The sequence below is a fragment of the Pseudescherichia sp. genome (assembly GCF_031987975.1).
Lineage (GTDB): Bacteria > Pseudomonadota > Gammaproteobacteria > Enterobacterales > Enterobacteriaceae > Pseudescherichia.
Map to the genome: position 1 here is coordinate 70178 of NZ_DALZYX010000007.1, position 22249 is coordinate 92426.

At 57.4% G+C, this 22249-nt stretch carries 18 protein-coding genes; 9 read left to right on the forward strand and 9 right to left on the reverse strand.

Translation table 11 applies throughout. The annotated features are described in order from the left end of the window. Window positions 1-82 precede the first annotated feature (82 nt). Window positions 83-586: a DNA starvation/stationary phase protection protein Dps gene (gene dps / locus RTN40_RS13750; protein ID WP_312228943.1), complete on the reverse strand. Its 504-nt coding sequence runs from the start codon at window positions 584-586 to the stop codon at window positions 83-85. Window positions 587-858: 272 nt separating this feature from the next. Continuing rightward, entirely contained in the window at window positions 859-1746 is an 888-nt protein-coding gene (gene rhtA / locus RTN40_RS13755) for a threonine/homoserine exporter RhtA (RefSeq protein WP_312228944.1), read from the reverse strand. 352 nt (window positions 1747-2098) lie between these two features. Between rhtA and ompX the strand changes: the two genes are divergently transcribed. Next, on the forward strand, window positions 2099-2608 hold the full coding sequence (ompX, locus tag RTN40_RS13760) for an outer membrane protein OmpX (RefSeq protein WP_312210254.1): 510 nt from the start codon (window positions 2099-2101) through the stop codon (window positions 2606-2608). 164 nt (window positions 2609-2772) lie between these two features. Here ompX and RTN40_RS13765 read toward each other — a convergent pair whose 3' ends face one another. Both RTN40_RS13765 and mntS read right to left on the reverse strand, forming a co-directional pair. Continuing rightward, window positions 2773-4356 carry a phosphoethanolamine transferase gene (locus tag RTN40_RS13765; protein WP_312229166.1) on the reverse strand — a complete coding sequence of 528 codons (1584 nt, stop codon included), beginning with the start codon at window positions 4354-4356 and terminating at the stop codon, window positions 2773-2775. Between the two features lie 279 nt (window positions 4357-4635). Next, window positions 4636-4764 carry a manganase accumulation protein MntS gene (gene mntS / locus RTN40_RS13770; protein ID WP_312228945.1) on the reverse strand — a complete coding sequence of 43 codons (129 nt, stop codon included), beginning with the start codon at window positions 4762-4764 and terminating at the stop codon, window positions 4636-4638. A 190-nt stretch (window positions 4765-4954) separates the two neighbouring features. On the opposite strand from mntS, the gene mntR reads away from it, so the two are divergent. The 6 genes from mntR (at window position 4955) to RTN40_RS13800 (ending at window position 12006) form a co-directional block, all read left to right on the forward strand. Then, entirely contained in the window at window positions 4955-5428 is a 474-nt protein-coding gene (gene mntR, locus RTN40_RS13775; RefSeq protein ID WP_042392308.1) for a manganese-binding transcriptional regulator MntR, read from the forward strand. Further along, window positions 5425-6534, forward strand: a complete 1110-nt coding sequence (locus RTN40_RS13780; RefSeq protein ID WP_312228946.1) for an anion transporter — start codon at window positions 5425-5427, stop codon at window positions 6532-6534. Before mntR ends, RTN40_RS13780 begins: the two co-directional genes overlap by 4 nt. 101 nt (window positions 6535-6635) lie before the next feature. Continuing rightward, window positions 6636-7766 (forward strand): HlyD family secretion protein, encoded by a 1131-nt coding sequence (locus RTN40_RS13785; protein WP_312228947.1) that lies wholly within the window; start codon window positions 6636-6638, stop codon window positions 7764-7766. Next, window positions 7763-9334, forward strand: a complete 1572-nt coding sequence (locus tag RTN40_RS13790) for a DHA2 family efflux MFS transporter permease subunit (protein WP_312228948.1) — start codon at window positions 7763-7765, stop codon at window positions 9332-9334. Before RTN40_RS13785 ends, RTN40_RS13790 begins: the two co-directional genes overlap by 4 nt. Window position 9335: 1 nt before the next feature. Further along, window positions 9336-10862: an efflux transporter outer membrane subunit gene (locus tag RTN40_RS13795; RefSeq protein WP_312228949.1), complete on the forward strand. Its 1527-nt coding sequence runs from the start codon at window positions 9336-9338 to the stop codon at window positions 10860-10862. A 103-nt stretch (window positions 10863-10965) separates the two neighbouring features. Then, complete coding sequence (locus RTN40_RS13800; RefSeq protein ID WP_312228950.1) at window positions 10966-12006, forward strand: aldo/keto reductase; 1041 nt, start codon at window positions 10966-10968, stop codon at window positions 12004-12006. 52 nt (window positions 12007-12058) lie between these two features. On the opposite strand, the gene ldtB is transcribed toward RTN40_RS13800, so the two are convergent. Further along, a complete protein-coding gene (ldtB, locus tag RTN40_RS13805; protein WP_312228951.1) occupies window positions 12059-12979 on the reverse strand; it encodes a L,D-transpeptidase in 921 nt (306 codons plus the stop codon). 216 nt (window positions 12980-13195) lie between these two features. On the opposite strand from ldtB, the gene RTN40_RS13810 reads away from it, so the two are divergent. Further along, on the forward strand, window positions 13196-14788 hold the full coding sequence (locus tag RTN40_RS13810) for an ABC-F family ATPase (protein ID WP_312228952.1): 1593 nt from the start codon (window positions 13196-13198) through the stop codon (window positions 14786-14788). Between the two features lie 176 nt (window positions 14789-14964). On the opposite strand, the gene RTN40_RS13815 is transcribed toward RTN40_RS13810, so the two are convergent. Both RTN40_RS13815 and RTN40_RS13820 read right to left on the reverse strand, forming a co-directional pair. Next, entirely contained in the window at window positions 14965-17328 is a 2364-nt protein-coding gene (locus RTN40_RS13815; protein ID WP_312228953.1) for a glycoside hydrolase family 31 protein, read from the reverse strand. 15 nt (window positions 17329-17343) lie between these two features. After that, on the reverse strand, window positions 17344-18648 hold the full coding sequence (locus tag RTN40_RS13820; RefSeq protein ID WP_312228954.1) for an MFS transporter: 1305 nt from the start codon (window positions 18646-18648) through the stop codon (window positions 17344-17346). Between the two features lie 299 nt (window positions 18649-18947). Here RTN40_RS13820 and RTN40_RS13825 point away from each other — a divergent pair, with 299 nt between their 5' ends. Beyond that, the gene (locus tag RTN40_RS13825; protein WP_312228955.1) at window positions 18948-20021 is read left to right on the forward strand and encodes a LacI family DNA-binding transcriptional regulator; all 1074 of its coding nucleotides are present in this window, start codon (window positions 18948-18950) and stop codon (window positions 20019-20021) included. Here RTN40_RS13825 and RTN40_RS13830 read toward each other — a convergent pair. Both RTN40_RS13830 and RTN40_RS13835 read right to left on the reverse strand, forming a co-directional pair. Next, window positions 20018-21280 (reverse strand): DUF1479 domain-containing protein, encoded by a 1263-nt coding sequence (locus RTN40_RS13830; RefSeq protein WP_312228956.1) that lies wholly within the window; start codon window positions 21278-21280, stop codon window positions 20018-20020. The two genes, RTN40_RS13825 and RTN40_RS13830, sit on opposite strands and share 4 nt — an antisense overlap. A gap of 151 nt (window positions 21281-21431) precedes the next feature. Beyond that, window positions 21432-22247: a Cof-type HAD-IIB family hydrolase gene (locus RTN40_RS13835; RefSeq protein ID WP_312228957.1), complete on the reverse strand. Its 816-nt coding sequence runs from the start codon at window positions 22245-22247 to the stop codon at window positions 21432-21434. Between the last annotated feature and the right edge of the window lie 2 nt (window positions 22248-22249).

Consider the following 22249-nt stretch of genomic DNA (forward strand, 5'->3'; position numbering starts at 1 on the left):
AAGTGCGGTTGTACTCGGGTTGCACTATAGCAGTGCAAAACCCTCTCCCGGGCGGGAGAGGGTAATAGATAAAGCTTATGACTTATTCGATGTTAGATTCGATAAACCACAGGAATTTATCCAGGTCGCGAGACGCTGCGGTGAAGATATCGGCGGTGTCTTCATCTTTCGCTTCGCTGATGGCTTTACGGGTGCTGTTTGCCACGATGGCATAGCGCTCGGCCAGCTCTTTCAGGTGATCCTGAACGGTGTGGATGTCCAGCGGGTAGCTTTGCAGCGGCGTTTTGCTGTTGACGACCTGCGTCGTACCCAGCGCCACGCCACCTAACTGCACCGCACGCTCGGCAATGGTATCGAGGTGATCGGTCAGGGTGGTACGGAAGCCGTCCAGCATCTCATGCACGCCAATAAAGTTAGCGCCGCGCATATTCCAGTGGGCCTGCTTGGTGATCAGGGACAGGTCAATGAACTGGATCACCTGGCGGTTCAGCAACTCAACGGTTGCTTTCTTATCGTCGTCCGCGACATCGTTACGAGTATAAAGCAGATCGGATGATTTGGTTTTTACCAGTTTAGCGGTACTCATAATCTCATATCCTCTTGATGTATGTTCCCAGGTAATTACTGGAACTAAGTATAGCACCGGTTTTTGGCTTTGCTATTTTGGCTGTTCCTATCGGTCCAATAGTAATAACGAGGGTATAAATGGCTATTTTTTACATATCAGTAACTTACGTTTAACGAGGGAGATGATTCTTAATTTATATAAGACGTTGAGAATGTTAATGAATATTATTAACGTAAAAAGTTGAGGCGGTGAAGGTTATTCTGCACGGTGCGAAACCGTGCAGGAAATAATTAACCAATATCAACTTCTTTTATTTTGCTCTCACGGCGTAGCGTCAGCGTAGAGCCAATAGAGGCAGCAACAATGGCCAATAGCGCCAGCCACTGCACCAGCGTCAGGGTTTCACTCAGGAAGATCATCCCCGATACCGCTGCCAGCGCAGGCTCCATACTCATCAGGGTGCCAAACGTACGGGTGGGCAGGCGCGTCAGGGCCACCATCTCCAGTGAATAGGGAAGAGCAGTGGAGAGAACGGCTACGGCCAGGCCCAGCGGCAGAATCGACCAGTGCCAGAGGGCGTCCCCCGCCTGGATTGCGCCAAGAGGAACAAACACCACGGCGGCAATCAGCGAACCCAGCGCCACGGTGGCCGGGCCATGCTCTTCTCCGGCGCGCTGGCCGCAGAGAATGTAGATGGCCCAGCAGGCACCCGCTCCGAGCGCAAAGGCCGCACCGGTGAGATCGACATGAGAAACGTCCTGCCCCAGCGGCAGGAGAAACCACAGCCCCAGCACCGCCAGTACCACCCAGATAAAGTCGACCGGACGGCGGGAGGAGAAAAGTGCTACCGCCAGCGGGCCGGTGAACTCCAGCGCGACCGCAATGCCCAGCGGAACCGTCTGGATCGAGAGATAGAAGAGATAGTTCATTGCCCCCAGCGCCAGGCCATAAAACAGCAGCGGCTTACGCTGCTCTGGCGTAAAGCGCAGTCGCCAGGGCCGGAAGATAACGACAAGGATAAGGGTCCCAAGGGCAAGACGCAGGGCGGTCACGCCGGGCGCACCAATCAGCGGAAAGAGCGATTTCGCCAGGGATGCGCCGCTTTGAATCGACGCCATCGCAATCAGCAATATAAAAATAGGTAACCAGACGGGTAATTTGCGGGGTAAACCAGGCATCCTTTCTCCTGTCAATTTATGTCAAACCAGGTAAAGAGGGCAGTGTAATGGAAATAGATGTCTGTGGTTGAGTCTCCGTTGAAAATAAATGTCAGGAACGCGATAGAATAGTGACAAGTTGCTGGATTATTCACCGTATCTTTAGGAATAATCTGGATGAATATGTCGCTTTTATGGCGCGATAATAGCGACATGGCTTGAAAAAAGGCTTTTTTTTGAAAGAGATACGAGTCAGAGGAAACGTTCTGTTACATCAAAAGGTCCGTTAGACAGCGCGAAGCGCAAAGAGTTTCTCAATAATTTTTGTTATATTTAATACTTAGGACTTACTTGAAGCACATTTGAGGTGGTTATGAAAAAAATTGCATGTCTTTCAGCACTGGCAGTTGTTCTGGCTGTATCCGCAGGTTCCGCTGTAGCGGCAACCTCTACTGTTTCCGGCGGTTATGCTCAGAGCGACATGCAGGGCGTGGCGAACAAAGCTAACGGTTTCAACCTGAAATATCGCTACGAAAACGACACTCCGCTGGGTTACATCGGTTCCTTTACCTACACTGAAAAAGATCGTACCGAAAGCGGCGTGTACAATAAAGCACAGTACTACGGCGTAACTGCAGGTCCTGCTTTCCGTCTGAACGACTGGGCAAGCATCTACGGTGTAGTAGGTGTTGGCTACGGTAAATTCCAGCAGTCTCAGGATGTTGTAAACCATTCTGACAGCAGCGACTACGGCTTCTCCTACGGTGCGGGTATGCAGTTCAACCCAATCGAAGATGTGGCTATCGACGTTTCCTACGAGCAGAGCCGCATCCGTAGCGTTGACGTTGGCACCTGGATCGCAGGCGTAGGTTACCGCTTCTAATCACCCCGGTGATAGTCTAGACACAAAAACGGCCCCCAGGGGCCGTTTTTTTATGGACGCAGTTTATTGGCAAGCGGAGCGCCACCGGGTATGGGTGCAAACGCCGGGTGGCGCTGCGCTTACCCGGCCTACAGAACTACGGACCATGCTCGTATATGACGTGGTTACCGCGAGCGGGTCTCGAACAGGTCCGTGCCCAGATGGTTGTAATCTACCTTTTGTAGCTTGAAGTTGGTCACCCAGGTTGGCCCGGCTTTGTCGTTAGAGATAAAGCGGTAGCGGGAGACGATCTCTTTGGCGGTAATGCCGGTCCACTGCGAAAAGAAGCTCAGGAAGTCGTTGGCCGAGCGGCGGGCTTTAATCAGCCGATGGCGGGTGTCATCGCTGGAGATCACCATAAACGGCACCTGGAAGTTCTGCTGGAACTTATCGTCATGGGCCAGATACTGCACCTCTTTGCCGCGCTCCTTGAAGGCCAGCCCGTGATCGGAGAAGTAGACCATCGAGAAGGTGCTGCCGCTGTTGCGCAGCTGGTCATAGAGCTTGCTGAGGAGGGTATCGGTTTGCGTCACCGAGTAGAGATAGCACGAGGTTTCCTTCGACTGCACGAAGTCCGTATACTTGCCGCCGGTGCGATCGCAGGCCTGCGGGTGGGAACCCATCAGGTGCAGGACAATCAGCTGTGGCTGGCTGCGTGCGGTGTTTAACACCTGTGCGGTCATCTTCAGCAGCGCCTCGTCACGCGTGTTTTTATCCGCCTCGAAATCACCGCTTTTTAAGAACTGCACCTCGTCGGCGCGCTTCGCAATGCTGGCGATAGCGGTATCGTACTCACCAATCTGTCCTTGATTAGAGAACCACCAGGTCTGGAAGCCCGCCCGGTTGGCGAGGGTGACAAAATTATCCTGATACTGGGGCTTGTTGTCCATCACCCGGTTCAGAGTCAGGCCCAGCGATTTCTGCGTCGAGCCGCTGGCCGCCACGTAGTCAGTAAAAAGCGTGCCGTTGACGCTGCTGGCAAAAGGGCTGTTCTGCCAGTGGCCGCCAAATGCGCCCACCGCGTCGCGGCGCACGCTTTCGCCGATCACCACCACGTAGGTATGATACTTCGGCTTCACCGCCATCACGCTCCAGCTATCTTTCATTCCGGCAAGCTGCGCCATCCGGCTCTGCTCGTCCAGCACTTCCTGGTTGTTCACTACCACGTCCTTCACAAAGCGAAACACGGGATAGCCAGTATCCTTCAGATTAAAGACGCCACCGTAGGCCAGGTTCTGCACCGGGGCGACAAAGACGGTAGCCAGACAGAAGGCGACCCCGAGATGATCCCATTTACCCCAGGATGGACGTTCGCTGCTTTTACGCCGCACGGCGATCGCCCCAAGGCCAAAGATAAACAGGCCAATCACGTAGTTGTACCACGGGAAAATGGTCAGGATCTCCGTGGACTCCTCCATGTTGGTAGAGTGCAGCGCCAGCAGCGTATTGAAGTTCGGTGCGCCGTAGGCCTGGCCAAAGGGATAGTAAGAGGCAGCGAGCAGGGAGAAGATCCCCACCAGCACCTTCTGTGCATGCGGTGCGTGACGCCACATAAGCAGCAGCAGGCAGGCGAACGCGGTGGTATAGAGCAGGCTGAAAGGGTAGCCAAGGGCGTAGTTGATCAGCAACGACTGAAGAAAGTAAAAACCCGTCCACGGGCTAAGCGCCTGGCTACGGGCAGCGAGCGTTTCTTTTATTGTTAAATTCATATAGCTGTATCGCGAAAACGCCATGTGCTCACCCTGGCGTAGAGGGTCAAAACCTGCCGGAGAGGGCGTAGGGAAAGAGGAGAGTTCCGCATCCGCGAGCCGCATTTGTGCAGGGCTGCGAGAAGATAGAGCGAGAGCAGGCGAAGATCAACTGCTTACGAAGGGATCTTTTGCGAGAGTGGTTGCAAAATCAGCAAATAAGAGGAATTTTCTATGACAGAGCGTCAGTATGGCGGGGGGGTGTGACAGAAAAATGAAGCGGCGTGCCGCGACGCCGCATTATTGGGATTTTTTATCGTCCTGCTGCGGTTTGCCGTTGAACATATCGCACAGCATATTGAGCAACAGTAACCGGACCTGGAACGGCGAGTGGGTAAACACGCTAAGGCACCTCTTGAGTTCGTTCATATCAACCTCCTCCTGCTTGATGGTGTGACGTTCAATCCATGAAGGTTGTCTGCATTACATACAGATATAGCACAGGCTATATTGTATAGCTACGGCTATTACCCAAATTTTTTGTGCTGGTCTACTTATGGTTTACACTGGACGCAACCGTATATGATGCATTTATCGCGTTACCCCATGAGGAAGTCCAATGAGCCGTCGCGCAGGCAAGACAACAACAAAAAAAGTGACGCAGCTGGTGAATGTCGAAGAGCACGTTGAGGGCTTTCGTCAGGTGCGGGAAGCGCACCGGCGTGAACTGATTGATGACTATGTCGAGCTGATCTCCGATCTAATCCGCGAAGTAGGGGAGGCCCGGCAGGTGGATATGGCCGCCCGGCTGGGGGTCTCCCAGCCGACGGTAGCCAAGATGCTTAAGCGTCTGGCAACGGTGGGGCTGATCGAGCAGATCCCGTGGCGCGGCGTGTTTCTGACCCCTGAAGGAGAGAAGCTGGCCCAGGAGAGCCGCGAGCGCCACCAGATCGTTGAGAGCTTTCTGCTGGTGCTGGGCGTCAGCCCGGAGACCGCCCGCCGCGACGCCGAGGGCATGGAGCACCACGTCAGCGAGGAGACGCTGGAACGTTTTCGCCTCTTTACTCTTCAGCAGGAGCACCCTGCGGAATGACCCTGCCGTTCGTGCGTGCGCTGGCGCGCGATCGCTTTCTCCAGCTGCTGATCCTGATCGGCATTGCCCTGAGCTTTTTCGTCCCTTTTCACCCGGCCGCGTGGCCTGAGGCGATCGACTGGCACACCATCCTCACCCTGAGCGGGCTGATGATGCTCACCAAAGGGGTAGAGCAGAGTGGCTACTTTGACGTGCTGGGCCGCAGGATGGTCCGGCGCATTGCCACCGAGCGGCGGCTGGCAATGTTTATGGCGCTGGCGGCGGCGCTGCTCTCAACTTTCCTGACCAATGACGTGGCGCTGTTTATCGTGGTGCCGCTCACCCTGACGCTGAGAAAACTGTGTGAGATCCCGGTTAACCGGCTGATTATTTTTGAAGCGCTGGCGGTTAACGCCGGATCGCTGCTTACCCCCATCGGTAATCCGCAAAATATACTGCTGTGGGGGCGCTCCGGCCTCTCGTTTGCCGCCTTTTCCGGGCAGATGGCGCTGCTGGCGCTGGTGATGATGGCAACCCTGCTGCTGCTCTGCTGGCTCTTTTTCCCCAACAAAGCCCTGACCTACCACAGCGGCAGCCAGGCTCCATCATGGCATCCCCGGCTGCTCTGGAGCTGTCTGGGACTCTACGTTGTTTTCCTCACCTCGCTGGAGATGAAGCTCGAGGGCTGGGGCGTGCTGATTGTCGCCGCGGGCTTTGCTGTTCTTGCCCGTAAGGTGCTGAAGAGCGTGGACTGGACACTGCTGCTGGTCTTCATAGTGATGTTTATCGATGTTCACCTGCTGGTACAGCTCCCCGCTTTGCAGGGAGCGCTCAACGGCGTAGAACACCTCTCCCAGCCCACGCTGTGGCTCACGGCCATCGGCCTGTCGCAGGTCATCAGCAACGTACCGGCAACCATCCTGCTGCTGAACTACGTTCCCCCCAGCCAGCTGCTCGCCTGGGCGGTAAACGTCGGTGGCTTTGGCCTGCTGCCCGGCTCGCTGGCGAATCTTATCGCCCTGCGGATGGCCAACAACCGCCGCATCTGGTGGCGCTTCCATCTCTACTCCATTCCGCTGTTGATCTGGGCCGCGCTGGTAGGGTATGGGTTACTGATTATCAGTTAATGCGAATTTGTCAGTTTTTCCTGGCAAATGTATAGCAACCTCCTAACTTTAGATAACGGCGCACGTGTCGCGCCGTTTATCAACAGGACAGTTGCAACGCTATGGCTGATAACGAAAACAATCCTGACGCAGCGCAGGAAGAGAACAATAACGATCGCAAAGATCAAAACGATGCTCAAAACAAGGAACGTAAGCGCCCCGGTAAAAAGCCGCTCATTATTCTGGGCGTAGTGGTCGTAGTCATGGTAATCGTGGCGCTGGTGTGGTGGTTTATGACCCGCAACCAGGAGACCACCGACGACGCCTTTACCGAAGGGGATGCGGTGACCGTCGCGCCCAAGGTGGCGGGCTACGTAACCGAGCTGCGGGTGAAGGATAACCAGCGAGTGAAAAAGGGCGATCTGCTGGTAGTAATCGACCCCCGGGACGCTACCGCCCAGCGCGATCAGGCTCAAGCCCAGCTCGGACTGGCAACCGCCCAGCTGCATCAGGCCCAGGCCCAGCTGGCGCTCTCGAAGGTGCAGTACCCTGCCCAGCGCGACGAAGCGCAGGCGCAGGTGCTGAAGGCCAAAGCGGATTTAGCCAACGCCGAGGCTGCCTATCGCCGTCAGCGCGGCGTTGATCCCCGTGCGACCACCCAGCAAAACATCGACAGCGCCAACGCCCAGCTGCGCAGCGCTCAGGCCCAGCTGGCCAGCGCCAATGCTCAGCTGGAGGTGGCAAGCCAGATAACGCTACAGATCCGCCAGCAGGAGACCAACGTCGAAGCCCGGGAACAGCAGGTGGAGCAGGCCCGCGCCCAGCTAGAGAACGCTAACCTCAACCTCTCCTATACCGAAGTGCGCGCCCCCTTTGATGGTTACGTCACCAAACGTAACGTGCAGACTGGCACCCTGGTACAGGCGGGTACGGCGCTCTTCTCGCTGGTCTCTACCGATATCTGGATTGTGGCGAACTTCAAAGAGTCACAGCTGGAGCGGATGCGCCCCGGCAATAAAGTTACCATCGGCGTCGATGCTTATCCGGATCTCGAGCTAGAGGGGCATATCGACAGCATCCAGCAGGGGAGCGGCTCGCGCTTCTCCGCCTTCCCGTCGGAAAATGCCACCGGCAACTTCGTGAAGATCGTCCAGCGCGTACCGGTGAAGATCGTCATTGATAAAGGTCTGGACGCAAATCAGCCGCCGCTGCCGCTGGGGCTGTCAGTGGAGCCGAAGGTGACGCTGGAATGACCGATCACAGCCATGAGAACTGGCGTCCCGCCAGTAACCCGTGGGCGGTGGCGATTGTCGTCACCCTCGCGGTGTTTATGGAGATCCTCGATACCACCATCATCAACGTGGCGCTGCCCCACGTCGCCGGTTCGCTCTCGGCCAGCTATAGCGAATCCACCTGGGTGCTCACCAGCTACCTGGTGGCGAACGGCATCGTGCTGCCCATCTCGGCCTTCCTGAGCCGCGTCTTTGGCCGCAAGCGCTTCTTCCTCATCTGCATCGTGATGTTTACCGTCTGTTCGTTCCTGTGCGGTATCGCCACCGAGCTGTGGGAGATCATCCTGTTCCGCATCCTGCAGGGCTTTTTTGGCGGCGGACTACAGCCAACCCAGCAGTCGGTGCTGCTGGACTACTTTAAGCCGGAGGATCGCGGCAAGGCCTTTGGCCTCTCGTCAATTGCGATCATCGTTGCTCCGGTGCTCGGGCCAACTCTTGGGGGCTGGATCACCGACAACTACTCCTGGCGCTGGGTCTTCTTTATCAACATCCCGGTGGGGATCGTCACGGTGCTGGCTATCTACCAGCTGCTGGAAGATCCGCCCTGGGAGCGCAAATCGGAAGAGAAGCTGACCATCGACTGGACCGGCATCGGGCTGATTGCGCTGGGGCTGGGCTGTTTGCAGGTAATGCTGGATCGTGGCGAGGACGACGACTGGTTCGCCTCTAACTTTATCCGCACCTTTGCCGTGTTGACCCTGATTGGCATTATCGGCGCCATCTACTGGCTGATGTACGCTAAAAAGCCGGTGGTGGATCTGCACTGCATGAAGGATAAAAACTTTGCCGTCTCCAGCCTGCTGATGGCCGGAATGGCAATGATCCTCTACGGCAGCTCGGTGGTGATCCCCCAGCTGGCGCAGCAGGATCTTGGCTATACCGCGACCTGGTCCGGGCTGGTGCTCTCACCGGGGGCGGTGCTGATCGTACTCACGATCCCGCTGGTGCTGAAGCTGATGCCGGTGGTGCAGACCCGGTGGATCATCGCCTTCGGCTTTACCTGCCTGGCGGTGGCCTTCTTCTGGTCGCGCAACCTGACTCCGGACGTAGATTTCGAAACCCTGGTGCTGTTCCGTAGCGCCCAGTCGATTGGTCTCGGCTTCCTCTTTGTGCCGCTCACCACCATCGCCTTTGTCACTATTCCGCGCCAGCTCAACGCCGACGCCGCGGCGCTGTTTACCATGTTCCGTAACGTTGCCGGATCGATCGGTATTTCGCTCTCCACCGCCGCCATTACCGAACGCGCCCAGGTACACAGCGCCTATTTGAGCGCTCACACCACGCCTTTTAGCGAGCAGTTCCAGCTGGCGGTGCGCGAGACGGCCCAGGCGATCCGCAACTTCACCACGCTGTCGGGGGATCCCCTCGGACTGGCAACCGGGCAGATGTACCGAACCATGATCGAGCAGTCGCGCTTTCTCGCCTACGTTGACGTCTTTACTCTGCTCAGCGTCGTGGCGTTTTTACTGATTCCGTTTTGTCTTCTGCTTTCGCCGATCAAGAGCGAAGGCAGCGCAGGAGCACATTAACATGCACAGGATACATACCCCGACGCTGTCGTTACTTACCCTGCTGCTGGCAGGCTGCGCCGTGGGGCCGGACTACCAGCAGCCCGTGCCGCCTGCGGTGAGCCACTGGAACGACGCCGGGGATAAAACCGTGCCGTCGCAAACCTCAACCCAGGCGGTTAATCCGCGCTGGTGGACCAGCTTCAACTCGCCGCAGCTCAACAGCCTGATCGAGCGGGCGATCGCCGGGAACCTCTCCCTGCAACAGACCGTGCTGCGTATTGCCGGGGCACGTGAGCAGATCAACCAGGCGGGCGGTGCCTTCCTGCCAGCTGTCAACGGCAATCTCCAGGCCACCCGGCAGCAGCTGGGGCTTGAGGGAGAGCTGAAGGCGCACGACGTCTACGGTCAGCTACAGGATGCCGATCCTGAGGTGCGTAACGCCCTGGGGGTACTTACCCAGCCGGTAAACCTCTACCAGGGCAGCTTTGATGCCCAGTGGGAGCTGGATCTGTGGGGCAAAGTACGTCGTCAGGTTGAGGCGGCTAACGCCCAGCAGCAGGCGGCTATTGAGCAGCGCAACGACGCCCTGGTGTCGCTGGAGGCGGAGGTGGCTCGGGCGTGGCTCCAGCTGCGTGGGGCGCAGAGCATCCTCGCGACTATGAACACCCAGATCGAAACCGCCAGAGAGACCCTGAGCCTGACCGAGAGTCGCCAACGCGGTGGATTATCGCCGCAGCTGGACGTGGAGAACGCCCGGGCACAGCTGGGTAGCCTGGAGGCGCAGCTGCCGCAGTACCAGGCCCAGGAGCAGCAGGCGATGAACGCTCTGGCGATCCTGATCGGCAAGCCTCCGGGTGCGCTGAATGCGGAGCTACGGTCGGTGCAGCCCCTGCCGAAGCTGCCGGATATCATCCAGACCGGGATCCCATCAACGCTGGCCCGCCGCCGTCCGGACGTACGTGAAGCGGAGGCTAACCTGCATGCCGCCACCGCGCAGATTGGCGTTTCGGTGGCCCAGCTCTTCCCGAGCCTGACCCTGAGCGGCCAGTTTGGCCTGCGCAACAGCGAAACCGACTGGCTGACCGACTGGAGCAGTCACTTCTACAGCTTCGGGCCGCAGGTTTCAATTCCTATCTTCCAGGGCGGACGGCTGGTCTCCAGCGTCAAGCTGGCGCGGGCGCAGCAGGGTGCAGCGGCGCTCAACTATCGCCAGACGGTACTCAGCGCGCTGGGCGACGTGGAGAACGCTCTGGTCAGCTACCGCACCGATCAGCAGCGTGAGGCCGGGTTGAGCAAAACCATTGAGGCGTTACAGAGCGCCTTCGATCTCGCCAGCGATAGCTACCGTCAGGGGATCGCCACCTTTATCGATGTGCTTGATGCCCAGCGCCAGCTGGCCCAGGCTGAACAGCAGCGCGCCCAGGCGCGGGTGCAGAGCAGCCTCGATTTGGTGGCGCTCTACAAGGCGCTGGGGGGCGGTTGGGAGCCATACCAGACCGTGCAGCTGCCGGAATACCCGGTCTTTGGCGAAGCGGCGCGAGGATAAAGTTCAGAGGATTGGGCAAGAAACGCGCAGGATCCTCACATTCGCGATCCGGCGCGTGGGAGTATAACTACTGAACACTCACTGACACCCTAAGGAGCGTTCTATGCGTTATCAAAAACTTGGCAATACCGGTCTCTTTGTCTCCGAGCTGTGCCTGGGCACCATGACCTTCGGCGGCGAAGGTGGGATGTGGGGCAAGATTGGTCAGCTGCGGCAGAATGAGGCTGAGCAGCTGGTGGGCGACGCCCTGGCGGCGGGCATCAACTTTATCGATACCGCCAACGTCTACTCGGAAGGGCGCTCGGAGGAGATCACCGGCCAGGCGCTGAAAAATCTCAAGATCCCGCGTGAGGACGTGGTGATAGCGACCAAGGTATTCGGCGAAACCGGCACCGGCGGGGTCAACTCGCGCGGCAGCTCCCGCTATCACATCATCGGCAGCGTCAAGGAGAGCCTGCGCCGCCTCCAGCTGGATCATATCGACCTCTACCAGCTCCACGGCTTCGATCCGGCAACGCCGATTGAGGAGACGCTCTACGCTCTGGATAACCTGGTTCAGCACGGTCACGTCCGCTATATCGGCGTCTCCAACTGGGCGGCGTGGCAGATCATGAAGGCGCTGGGCATCTCCGAGCGTTTGGGGCTGGCCCGCTTCGCTTCCTTGCAGGCTTACTACACCATCGCCGGGCGCGATCTTGAGCGTGAGCTGGTTCCGATGCTGCAAAGCGAAGGGGTGGGGCTGATGGTCTGGAGCCCGCTGGCGGGCGGCCTGCTGAGCGGCAAGTATGACCGCAGCGGCAGCGGGGAAGAGGGCGGCCGCCGACTGGCGTTTGACTTCCCACCGGTAGAGAAAGAGCGTGCCTTCGACTGCGTGGACGTCATGCGTAATATTGCCGACAGTAAAGGCGTGTCGGTGGCGCAGATCGCCCTGGCGTGGCTGCTGCATCAGCCAGTGGTAAGCAGCGTTATCATCGGTGCAAAACGCCCGGATCAGCTGGCGGATAACATCGCCGCGACGGAGATTCGCCTGAGCGAAGAGGAGCTGAAACAGCTTGATGCGGTCAGCGCGCTGCCGCGGGAGTATCCAGGCTGGATGCTGGAGCGGCAGGGGGAATATCGCCGTAGTCAGCTGGCACAGCAGTAAAACGACAAAAAAGCCCGGCGATTGCCGGGCTTTTTACTGACTTACGAAACTCTTAGTTCAGACGAACCGGCATCCCGGAACGGTTCTGAATCGCCTGCTCAACGACGCTCTGGTCGGCGTCCGGCTGGCTGGTGATGCTCTGTACGCTCTTGGTCAGCGTGATTGGCACAATCTCTTTGCCATCAAACTGCGCTTCGGTGGTGGAGAGCGGGTTGTGCACCTCGATGTAGCGGCTGCCATCCGGTTCGGTGGTGGCTTTTACCGGCTCATCGATAAACTGAACGCGGGTACCAACTGGTACGTTCTGGAACAGGAACTTGATGTCGTCGTTACGCAGACGTACGCAGCCGTGGCTTACGCGCAGGCCGACGCCGAAGTTAGCGTTGGTTCCGTGGATCGCATACAGGCGGCCAATGTACAGGGCATAGAGACCCATCGGGTTATCCGGGCCGGCCGGAACAACGGCAGGCAGCGGGTTACCGGCTGCAATATACTCCTGATGCATCTTCGCCGTCGGCGTCCAGGTCGGACCGGCTTTTTTACGTTCAACTTTAGTGGTCCAGTTGATCGGCGTATCTTTGCCCAGCTGGCCGATACCGATCGGCAGCACGATCACCGTGTTGGTGCCTTTAGGATAGTAATAGAGGCGCATTTCGGCACTGTTGATCACAATCCCTTCGTGCACGGTGTCCGGCAGGATCAGCTGCTGAGGAATGTTCATGACGCTGCCGCCCTTCGGCAGGTAAGGATCAATACCTGGGTTAGCTTCCATCAGGTTAGAGAGACCCATCTGGTACTGGGCTGCATAGTACTCCAGCGGCTGGCTGTTGTTCTCTGGCAGGGTGATGACCTGGTTCTGGCCAATCAGACGGCTACCGTCGGTCGGTAGCGGATAGGTTACAGCAGACGCGGATTTGCAAAACCCTACTACAGCGAAAGCCGCCGCTAAAATTGTTGTTAATTTCATATTCATGGTATGCGAGGTTTCTATGCCACAGGCCGTTTAGTTAAGAATGCTCAAAAGGATGGGAGCGCATTATATGTGCATTCCCACGCGCATGGAATTGAGATGTGTACGAAATCACATTTTTTTCTCTCACCCTATTGTAGCAACTGTTCACACCTGCGCGATTTCAATTCGGAATTGTGGCATAATGCAGAGTTTGTCACACATTTTCAGGATAACACCGTGTTAGTTACCAGCAACGTCACCATGCAGTTTGGCAGTAAGCCGCTGTTTGAAAATATTTCCGTCAAGTTTGGCGGCGGCAATCGTTACGGCCTGATTGGGGCGAACGGTAGCGGAAAATCCACCTTTATGAAGATCCTCGGCGGCGACCTTGAGCCGACGCTGGGTAACGTCTCCCTCGACCCGAACGAGCGTATCGGTAAGCTGCGCCAGGATCAGTTCGCCTTTGAAGAGTTCAGCGTGCTTGACACGGTGATCATGGGCCACGCCGAGCTGTGGGAAGTGAAGCAGGAGCGCGATCGCATCTACGGCCTGGCCGAGATGAGTGAAGAGGACGGCTATAAAGTGGCCGACCTTGAAGTGCTGTACGGCGAGATGGACGGTTACTCCGCCGAGTCCCGTGCGGGCGAGCTGCTGCTCGGCGTCGGTATCCCGGTAGAGCAGCACTACGGCCCAATGAGCGAAGTCGCTCCCGGCTGGAAGCTGCGTGTGCTGCTGGCCCAGGCGCTGTTCTCCGATCCAGATATCCTCCTGCTCGATGAACCGACCAACAACCTGGACATCGATACCATTCGCTGGCTGGAGCAGGTGCTAAACGAGCGTAACAGCACCATGATCATCATCTCGCATGACCGTCACTTCCTGAACATGGTCTGCACCCATATGGCCGATCTCGACTACGGCGAGCTGCGCGTCTATGCGGGCAACTACGATGAGTACATGACTGCCGCGACCCAGGCGCGTGAGCGTCTGCTGGCCGACAACGCCAAGAAGAAAGCGCAGATCGCTGACCTGCAATCCTTTGTCAGCCGCTTTAGCGCCAACGCTTCGAAATCCCGTCAGGCCACCTCCCGCGCCCGCCAGATCGACAAGATCAAGCTGGACGAGGTAAAAGCCTCCAGCCGTCAGAACCCGTTCATTCGCTTTGAACAGGATAAGAAGCTGTTCCGTAACGCGCTGGAAGTGGAAGCGCTCACTAAAGGCTTCGATAACGGTCCGCTGTTTAAGAACTTCAACCTGCTGCTGGAAGTGGGCGAAAAGATTGCCATTCTGGGTGCGAACGGCGTGGGTAAAACTACCCTGCTGAAAACTCTGGTAGGCGATCTGGCGCCGGATAACGGCACCGTGAAATGGTCTGAAAACGCGAAGATTGGTTACTACGCGCAGGATCACGCCGCAGACTTTGATAACGATCTCACCGTCTTCGACTGGATGAGCCAGTGGAAGCAGGAGGGGGACGATGAGCAGGTGGTGCGTAGCTTCCTGGGCCGTCTGCTCTTTAGTCAGGACGATATCAAAAAGCCAGCGAAGGTACTCTCCGGGGGGGAGAAGGGGCGTATGCTCTTTGGCAAACTGATGATGCAGAAGCCAAATATCCTCGTCATGGATGAGCCGACCAACCACCTGGATATGGAATCTATCGAGTCGCTGAACATGGCGCTGGAGATGTACCCGGGTACGCTGGTGTTTGTCTCCCATGACCGTGAGTTCGTTAGCTCGCTGGCAACCCGCGTGATTGAGATCACCCCTGAGCGCATCGTCGACTTCAGCGGTAACTACGAAGACTACCTGCGCAGCAAGGGTATCGAGTAATTTCCCGTCGTCTTTCGCGCTACAGGTGTGTTGGCTGCACCTGCTCACCCCGGTCCCTTACCTGTGTAAGCTCCCGGGGATTTACAGGTTTGCTGCCTTCCTGTAACGCGAAATACTTAGGGAAATTGGGCTATGGGAATGCCCGGTGGCGCTGGCGCTTACCGGGCAATCTGCGACTACAAAGCCCATTCACTCGTGGCTTCACCGTTCACCCGCAGCGCGCGTTTTTCTCCCGCCGGTAATATCACCTCCAGTACGTTCCAGGCCGGACGGTAGTCGCCCTGCGCATGCACCTTGAGATCAATGGTGCTGCCTGAGCAGACCATCTCCCACTCCAGCCACAGCGCATTGCCCTGCCTGTAGCCCCAGCTCTCACCGTCATCTTCAAACAGCAGGCCGTGGCTGGTACCGACACCTTTCAGCGGGAACAGACACAGCTTGCGACAATCATCTTTTGCGGCATTGACGTGAGTAATACGCTCGCTGAGCGGCAAACCGGCTCCGGCACGGACTAACAGAGGGAGCTTTTCCAGGGGGGCATCGCGAACAATCCACTGTCCGCCGGAGAACCATTCGTGGGTATAAAAATCGTACCAGCCGCTCTCATTTGCAGGTAGCCAGAGACGACGCTCCCGTGCCCCCGGATCGACCACGCTGGCCACCAGAAGATCGCGGCCCAGCAGGAAATCATCACACTCCTCGAAGGTCTGCTCATCGTGCTCGTGATCGAGGAAAGTCGGACGAAGCATAGGCTCATCGTCAGCGTGTGCCTGCCACAGCAGGGTATAGAGATAGGGCAGCAGACGATAGCGCAACTCAATAGCGCTGCGAATGGCGGGCGTGACGCCTGGATACATCCACGGCTCATTCACCGTCTGGTCATCATTCCACGAATGGATGGTAAAACGCGGATGCATAACGCCGTTCTGTACCCAACGAACAAACAGCTCGGCGTCAGGCTTATCCCCGGAGAACCCTCCTACGTCGTGGCCAACGTTATACAGTCCTGACAGGCTCATCCCCAGCCCCATGCGCGTGTTGTAGCGCAGCGTCGCCCAGCTGGTGCGGTTGTCACCGCTCCACGTTTGCACATAGCGCTGCATCCCGGCACAGCCAGAGCGGGAGATCAGATAGGGGCGCAACTCCGGAGCAAAACGCTGCTGCGCTTCCAGCGAGGCGCGCATCATGAGTAGCGGCATGACCGGACGAATATGCTTGATAGCGATCTCGCGGCCAAAACCATAGCAGCGCGCTTCGCCGTCCCAGATCTCAAATTCATTATTGTCGTTCCAGGTGGAGTCGATACCCATCTCCAGCAGCTGGGTGGTCACACCCTCCTGCCACCATGCCACGGTCTCCGGATTGGTGAAGTCGAGGTGGGAGCCTTCATCATCCCAGAAGCTTGAGCGCTCTGGCGCACTGGACTCGGAGTCGCGAACGAAAAGGCCGCGCTCGGCGACTTCGCTGTAGCGAGGATGATCCTGTAACAGGCAGGGCTTAATATTGGCCGCCAGTTTTATTCCCGCATCATGAAATGCCTGGCTCATTACCTTCGGCTGCGGCACCTTATCGTAGTTCCAGTTGAAGACGTAGCGCTTACCGTTGATTGAGGTGTAGCCGGAGGAGAGCTGAAACGAGTCGCACGGAATGGCATGCTCGGCGCACAGGCGAATAAAATTCAGCAGCTGGTTCTGCGCGTCCGGAGCATCGGTATAGTGCATAGTTGAGCCGCTGTATCCCAGGCTCCACTTTGGTCCGAAAAGGGTCTTGCCGGTCAGGCGCACAAACGCTTTGGTCACATCCAACACGCGTTTGCCGGTGAAAATGTAGTAATCAATATCGCCCGCCTCGGCCTGCCAGCGTCGGTAAGGCGTATGGTAGTTGTCGATTTCATTGCCCAGATCCAGCCAGCAGCTACTCAGATTGTCATAAAACAGGCCGTAGCTGATATCACTCCGGCGAGTGATGGTAAACGGAACATGCTTGTAGAGCGGATCGGTACTTGCCGCGTTATAGCCCATGGCGTCCAGGTTACGCATTTCGTAGCGCTGACCGGTACGTTGCAGGTTGCCGGCTTTTTCGCCAAGGCCATAGAATCGTTCATCCTTACGACGGTTGAGGTAGTGCGCTACGCCGTCACCGTGGGCATTCAGCAGGTAGGCGCTGGTTGGGCGGTCGCTGGTAAGATGCTGCCACTCTCCCTCCTCGTTACGGTAGTGCCACTCCAGCCACAACGGCTGATGGACGGTCACGCGCAGCTGTTCGCTGGCAATGGTTAGCTGCTCGTCTCGCTGCTCCAGCGTCCACGCGGGCAGGGTGAAACCGCTCAGATCGTCCCGGGGGCGACCTTCCCACGGTACGTCCTGTGCCGGAGCGATACTCCAGGTTCTCTCCAGCGCCAGCGCGCCCTTGCGTTTAATCAGCACGCGGAACAGATCCTGTTCCAGCACGTAGAGGCACAAACTGTGCTGGCCGTCGATTTTTAGCTCCACGTGATGGGCCGACTGCGTGTCAAAAATCCAGTTTTTCAGCGTCTTCATAATTTATATCCACTCTCAGGCGCGCTTGGCGCGACGTTCAGCAATAAAAGCAACCAGGAATACGGCACCAATCAGGTCAAAGAAGCCCATGGCAATGAATAGCGGGTTAAAACCAACCTTGTCGGCGGTAACCCCAATAAGCAGAGAGAAGAGGAAGCTGGCGATCCATGCGGCAGAGCCGCGCATGCCGTTAACGGTGGCCATCTGCCCCTTGTCGAAAGACTCCACCACCAGCGCACTGAGCATGCAGGAGATGATCTGATGGCCGAAGCCGCCAATAGAAATAAGGGCGATGATGATGTAGGGATCGCGGGTCAGCGTGACGATAGCCAGCGAAATCATCAGGAATGCGCCGGTAACTGAGCTGGCGACGATGGCGTTAATGCGCACGCAGCCAAACCAGCGAGTATAAAGTTTGGTCAGGTAGCCGCTGGCGATACTGCCCAGATCGGCGGCGAGGAACGGCAGCCAGGCGAACATGGCGATCTGTTTCAAATCCATACCATGCTCTTTTGCCAGATACAGCGGCACCCAAAAGCTCATCACTGCCCAGGCCGGTTCCGCCATAAACGCCGGAATGGCGATACCGTAAAAACGCTTGTTCTTCGAGACGGTTTTCAGCGCGGTGAAGAAGGGCAGCCTCTCGGAGAGCGGCTCATTATCTTGCTGAATATGCGCCCGCTCTTCTTTGCTCAGGTTCGGGTGCTTATCAGGGCTATGATAGAACGCCCACCACAGCACCACCCACAGCAGCGCCAGCACGCCGGTAAACATAAACGCCCCCTGCCAGCCGAAGGAAGCGTGGGCGAAATAGATGATTGGCGGTGCCAGCATCGCGCCGATAGAGAAGCCCACGCCAGCCCAACCGGCAGCAATGGGGCGCTCGGATTTCGGAAACCATTCGCCGATGGTTTTGGCATTTGCTGGCGTGGCTGCCGCTTCCGCCCCGCCCATAAAGAAGCGCAGGATCGCCAGGTGTAGCCAGTTGCCAGCCCCGGCGTGGGCGATGCAGGCTACGGCCCACAGGGTGGCGCAGATCAAAAAGCCCAGCTTCAGGCCAATGACATCGATGAGCCAGCCGCACAGGGGCTGGAAAAGGGTATAGGCGAGCTGGAAGGCACCAACGATCCATGAATACTGCTCGGTGGTAATACCGAGGCTATCCTTCAGTTCCGGGGCGATAATCCCCAGCGAGTTGCGGGTAATATAGTTAACGGTCACGCCGAGGAGGAACAGGATCAGCATCCACCAGCGTAATTTTTTGATTATTCGAGGGCTTTTGGTCACCACCCCGTCATTGTTGTTGATTCCCTGGCTCATCAGTTTCTCCGCACACGTTCTGTAGGGGACGTCGTGACGGGCTATCTGTTTATTTGTCATACCGATATGGCCCGCGTAAGGATATTTCTCTTTTTTAGCCTTGATTTTGTATACAACTAGTATGGAAGTTGTACGACAGCTTTACGTTAGGGGAGAAAAGGAGGGAGCCAAAGCGGATTCTGTGCAAGGATTCTCATCAATTGTTAAAAATATGTGGCAGCATGGGCATGCAACGAGTATTCATCAGGTTTTTATCTCATGAAAATATTCTCATCAGGGAAACGGAGCCAGATCACAGAATGGATAAAAAGCTCAAAATCAGTGAAATTGCCCGCCGGACCGACCTGTCAACCAGCACCGTGTCGAGGGTGTTGGCCGGAAAGGCGAACACCAGTGAAGCTGCTCGCCAGGCGGTGCTGGCCTGCGCTCGCGAACTGGGGGTAATGAGTGGTATTGCAGCTGGCCGGCTGTTACTCAACAACCTGGTGGTTTTCGCCCCTCAGCGGGCGTTCGATGAGCGCTCCGATATCTTCTACTACCGTGTGATACAGAGTATTAGCAAAGCGCTGGAGCCGCATGAGGTCAGGCTGCGTTACTGTGCGCTAGAGGAGTTAGACAGTGACGCCAATGCGTTTATTGCCAGAATGGGGGAGCCGGAAACCCAGGCGGCTATTCTACTTGGCATTGACGATCCGCATATCCATGAGCTGGCGGCAGATTTAGCTAAGCCCTGCGTATTAATCAACTGCCGCGACAGGCGGATGCGTCTGCCAACGGTTGCGCCCGACCACCGCGCGATAGGTGAATTTGCGGCTGACTACCTGTTTGATTTAGGTCATCGTGACGTCGTCACCGTTATGTGCCTGCGGCGCTATACCATGGATCTCCGCCTGGCCGGTATCAAAGAGGCCTGGGAGCAGCGAAACCTGAAGTTTCAGAGCAAACGCGATCTGATAACCGTTCCCAGCTTTAGCGCGAAAGAAGCAGAGGCGCGAGTCACGGAGTGGCTGGATAACCCGGCGCATAAAAACGTGCCGACAGCATTCCTGGTGGGGGGCGATTACATGGCGGAGGGGACGGTGCGCGCCCTGCAACAGCGCGGCCTGCGCGTGCCGCAGGATGTTTCGGTCATGAGTATTGATGCTTTTAATCTCGCCGCTATCCAGGATGTACCGCTGACGGCGGTGCATGTCCCACGCGACGAATTGGGCGTTGAAGCGGTACAGCTTTTACAGCAGCGGCTTATTCGTCCCCAGGCGGCCATCGGATCGTACCTGATCAACGGCACGCTGGTGGTACGGGAGTCGGTACGGCGGATACGACCGGGACAGCGTCGCACCGCCGTAGAGCGGGAAGGGTTGTACGACGTTTAAGCCATGCCCAACGCGCGCTTGCCGTGCTCGTTCAGATCCGCAACCGTAAAGCGGTTCTCCCACTGCGCTTCATAATCCTCACGCGGAAAATCTCCCGGCGACACGCCATTCTCCAGCGCTACTTTCACCTTGCGGGCATAGGCGAGGTTTTTCTCGCACAGCGGCGCGGCAGGAATGTACATTACGTTGCCCCAGCCCTGCTGGTTCTCTACCGGTGCGACGGAGTGGATCACGTCGCAGTGCCACCATACCGAGTCCCCGGCCTCCAGCGCCGGAATGCTGGTTAACGCCTCCATCAGCAGCGGATGCCACTTTTCGGAGATGGGCAGCACGCGCCCAGGCGCAACGCCGCACAGCTCATCCTCCGGCACGTCGTCCAGCAGCGGGCGCAGCAGAATATAGGCCATCGCCTCGGGGATCGGCACCACGTGCAGCAGCCCCTGACCCGGCAGCATATCCGACAGCGCCGTCCAGCCCTGGAAAGTACGGAACACCGAGCACTTGGTGGTGTTATCCACGGTGTACTCTTCCACTTCGGTACGGTGGGCGGCGTGCCACGGATCGTAGCTGTCGATATCGCCGTTAAACACCGAGGCGAAAACCTGCTGGTAGGCTGGCAGCAGCCAACGCTCCAGCGCCCCGGAGTCGGTATGCGCACCCAGCCCTTTAGAGGTGGTGCCCGGCGGACGGCGGCGGATGCGATCCGGATAGATCACGCTGACGTCAGGATCGAACCACTGCTTGCCGTCGCTCTCGAAGGTCCAGAGACGGTTAAGCAGAGACTGCACCTGGGCCATCTCACTGCTCTGGCGGGCCTGCATTTGCGCCTGCGACCAGTAGATAGGGTAGATCTCCGGGCGCGAGGCCTCCAGCGTTCCGAAGAAGCTGTCTCCCGGTCCCTTATAGACATCGTCGAAACGGTTCTGGTCAAGGTAAGCCAGCATGGATTGATCCCAGCCCAGCGCCTGTTCGCGTGGGAAATGGCCCTTAATCACCGCGCAGCCCCGGCGCTTGATCGCTGCCCGCTGAGCCTCACTGACGCGGCCGCTCTTCACATCTTCGAAGGGGATCACCGGCCAGACCGTTTCGCCTTTCGCTTTCAGAGCATTGATCTCGGCTACCTGTGCAGCGATGCGCTCTTCAAGGCGGTTAAAAACGGTCTGCACGTCGCCAATCTGCGCCCGCAGGGCCTGTTTTACCTGACGAATCGCAGCCTTATGGTCGGCGGGCAGCGTTTCGCTTGCATAAATTTCAGTCATATAACCCTCTCGCATCTTTCATTCGAAAGTAATTAACTTACATATGCTAATTTAAGTTAAAAAAAAGTTAATGCAAGTTTAAAAAGATGATGGGGTGCACAAAAGAGAGAAGAGGTGAACGCCAGCCGCGAGCGTGCTGGCGTTGAGGTGCTTAGGGGTTAAACGGGGAAGTGCCGTCAAGCACGGCCTGAATCACGTTCAGCGCACCCTGCTGGTTGTTATCGCCGGCCTGGAAGTTAGCAATCTCTTTAATAGCCTCGCCAGCATTACCCATGGCGAAAGAGAATTTCGCCATGCGCAGCATCTCGGCGTCGTTGCCGCTGTCGCCGATGGTGACGCAGTCGCTGGGCGAAAGCTGCCAACGCTTGAGCAGGCGGGTGATACCGTTGGCCTTGTGCAGGCCAGGGATGATCAGATCCACAAAGCCGAAGCCGCTAGTGACCGGTTTCATAATGCCGTCGAGAGAGACGTGCAGAGCGTCCACCAGCTGCGGGATCTCGCTGTCCGGCAGGTTAAGAGAGAACTTAAACATCTTGTCGTCGATCTCATGGTAGTCGCTCACCAGCTTGAGGCGATGATAGTGGTGGGACATCAGCTCGACAAACTCTGGCGGCGCGCTTTTGCTGACGTAGGCGCTCTCGAGGCCGCAGGCGACGAAGTTCAGGCCTTCGCTCTTGAGCAGCTCGCCCAGCACGATCTGGTACTCGTGACGGGTCAGCTCGCCGTGGAAAAGCTCTTTGCCGTGCTCGTAGACCAGCGCGCCGTTTTCGGCGACGAAGGAGATCTCGTCTTTGATTTCTGGAAAGAAGGAGATGAGCTGATAAAACTGGTTGCCGCTGGCGACCACAAACTCAATACCGCGCGCCTGAAGCTCGCGGAACTGGCTGAGGAACCGGCTGCGGTCGTACGTTTTAGCATCATCAAGGAAAGTTCCGTCCATGTCAGTGACGATAACTTTTACGGTCATAC

Coding starts and splice junctions, on each gene's coding strand:
- dps (WP_312228943.1), bottom strand. CDS start 586: ATGAGTACCGCTAAACTGGTAAAAACCAAATCATCCGATCTGCTTTAT.
- rhtA (WP_312228944.1), bottom strand. CDS start 1,746: ATGCCTGGTTTACCCCGCAAATTACCCGTCTGGTTACCTATTTTTATA.
- ompX (WP_312210254.1), top strand. CDS start 2,099: ATGAAAAAAATTGCATGTCTTTCAGCACTGGCAGTTGTTCTGGCTGTA.
- RTN40_RS13765 (WP_312229166.1), bottom strand. CDS start 4,356: ATGAATTTAACAATAAAAGAAACGCTCGCTGCCCGTAGCCAGGCGCTT.
- mntS (WP_312228945.1), bottom strand. CDS start 4,764: ATGAACGAACTCAAGAGGTGCCTTAGCGTGTTTACCCACTCGCCGTTC.
- mntR (WP_042392308.1), top strand. CDS start 4,955: ATGAGCCGTCGCGCAGGCAAGACAACAACAAAAAAAGTGACGCAGCTG.
- RTN40_RS13780 (WP_312228946.1), top strand. CDS start 5,425: ATGACCCTGCCGTTCGTGCGTGCGCTGGCGCGCGATCGCTTTCTCCAG.
- RTN40_RS13785 (WP_312228947.1), top strand. CDS start 6,636: ATGGCTGATAACGAAAACAATCCTGACGCAGCGCAGGAAGAGAACAAT.
- RTN40_RS13790 (WP_312228948.1), top strand. CDS start 7,763: ATGACCGATCACAGCCATGAGAACTGGCGTCCCGCCAGTAACCCGTGG.
- RTN40_RS13795 (WP_312228949.1), top strand. CDS start 9,336: ATGCACAGGATACATACCCCGACGCTGTCGTTACTTACCCTGCTGCTG.
- RTN40_RS13800 (WP_312228950.1), top strand. CDS start 10,966: ATGCGTTATCAAAAACTTGGCAATACCGGTCTCTTTGTCTCCGAGCTG.
- ldtB (WP_312228951.1), bottom strand. CDS start 12,979: ATGAATATGAAATTAACAACAATTTTAGCGGCGGCTTTCGCTGTAGTA.
- RTN40_RS13815 (WP_312228953.1), bottom strand. CDS start 17,328: ATGAAGACGCTGAAAAACTGGATTTTTGACACGCAGTCGGCCCATCAC.
- RTN40_RS13820 (WP_312228954.1), bottom strand. CDS start 18,648: ATGAGCCAGGGAATCAACAACAATGACGGGGTGGTGACCAAAAGCCCT.
- RTN40_RS13825 (WP_312228955.1), top strand. CDS start 18,948: ATGGATAAAAAGCTCAAAATCAGTGAAATTGCCCGCCGGACCGACCTG.
- RTN40_RS13830 (WP_312228956.1), bottom strand. CDS start 21,280: ATGACTGAAATTTATGCAAGCGAAACGCTGCCCGCCGACCATAAGGCT.
- RTN40_RS13835 (WP_312228957.1), bottom strand. CDS start 22,247: ATGACCGTAAAAGTTATCGTCACTGACATGGACGGAACTTTCCTTGAT.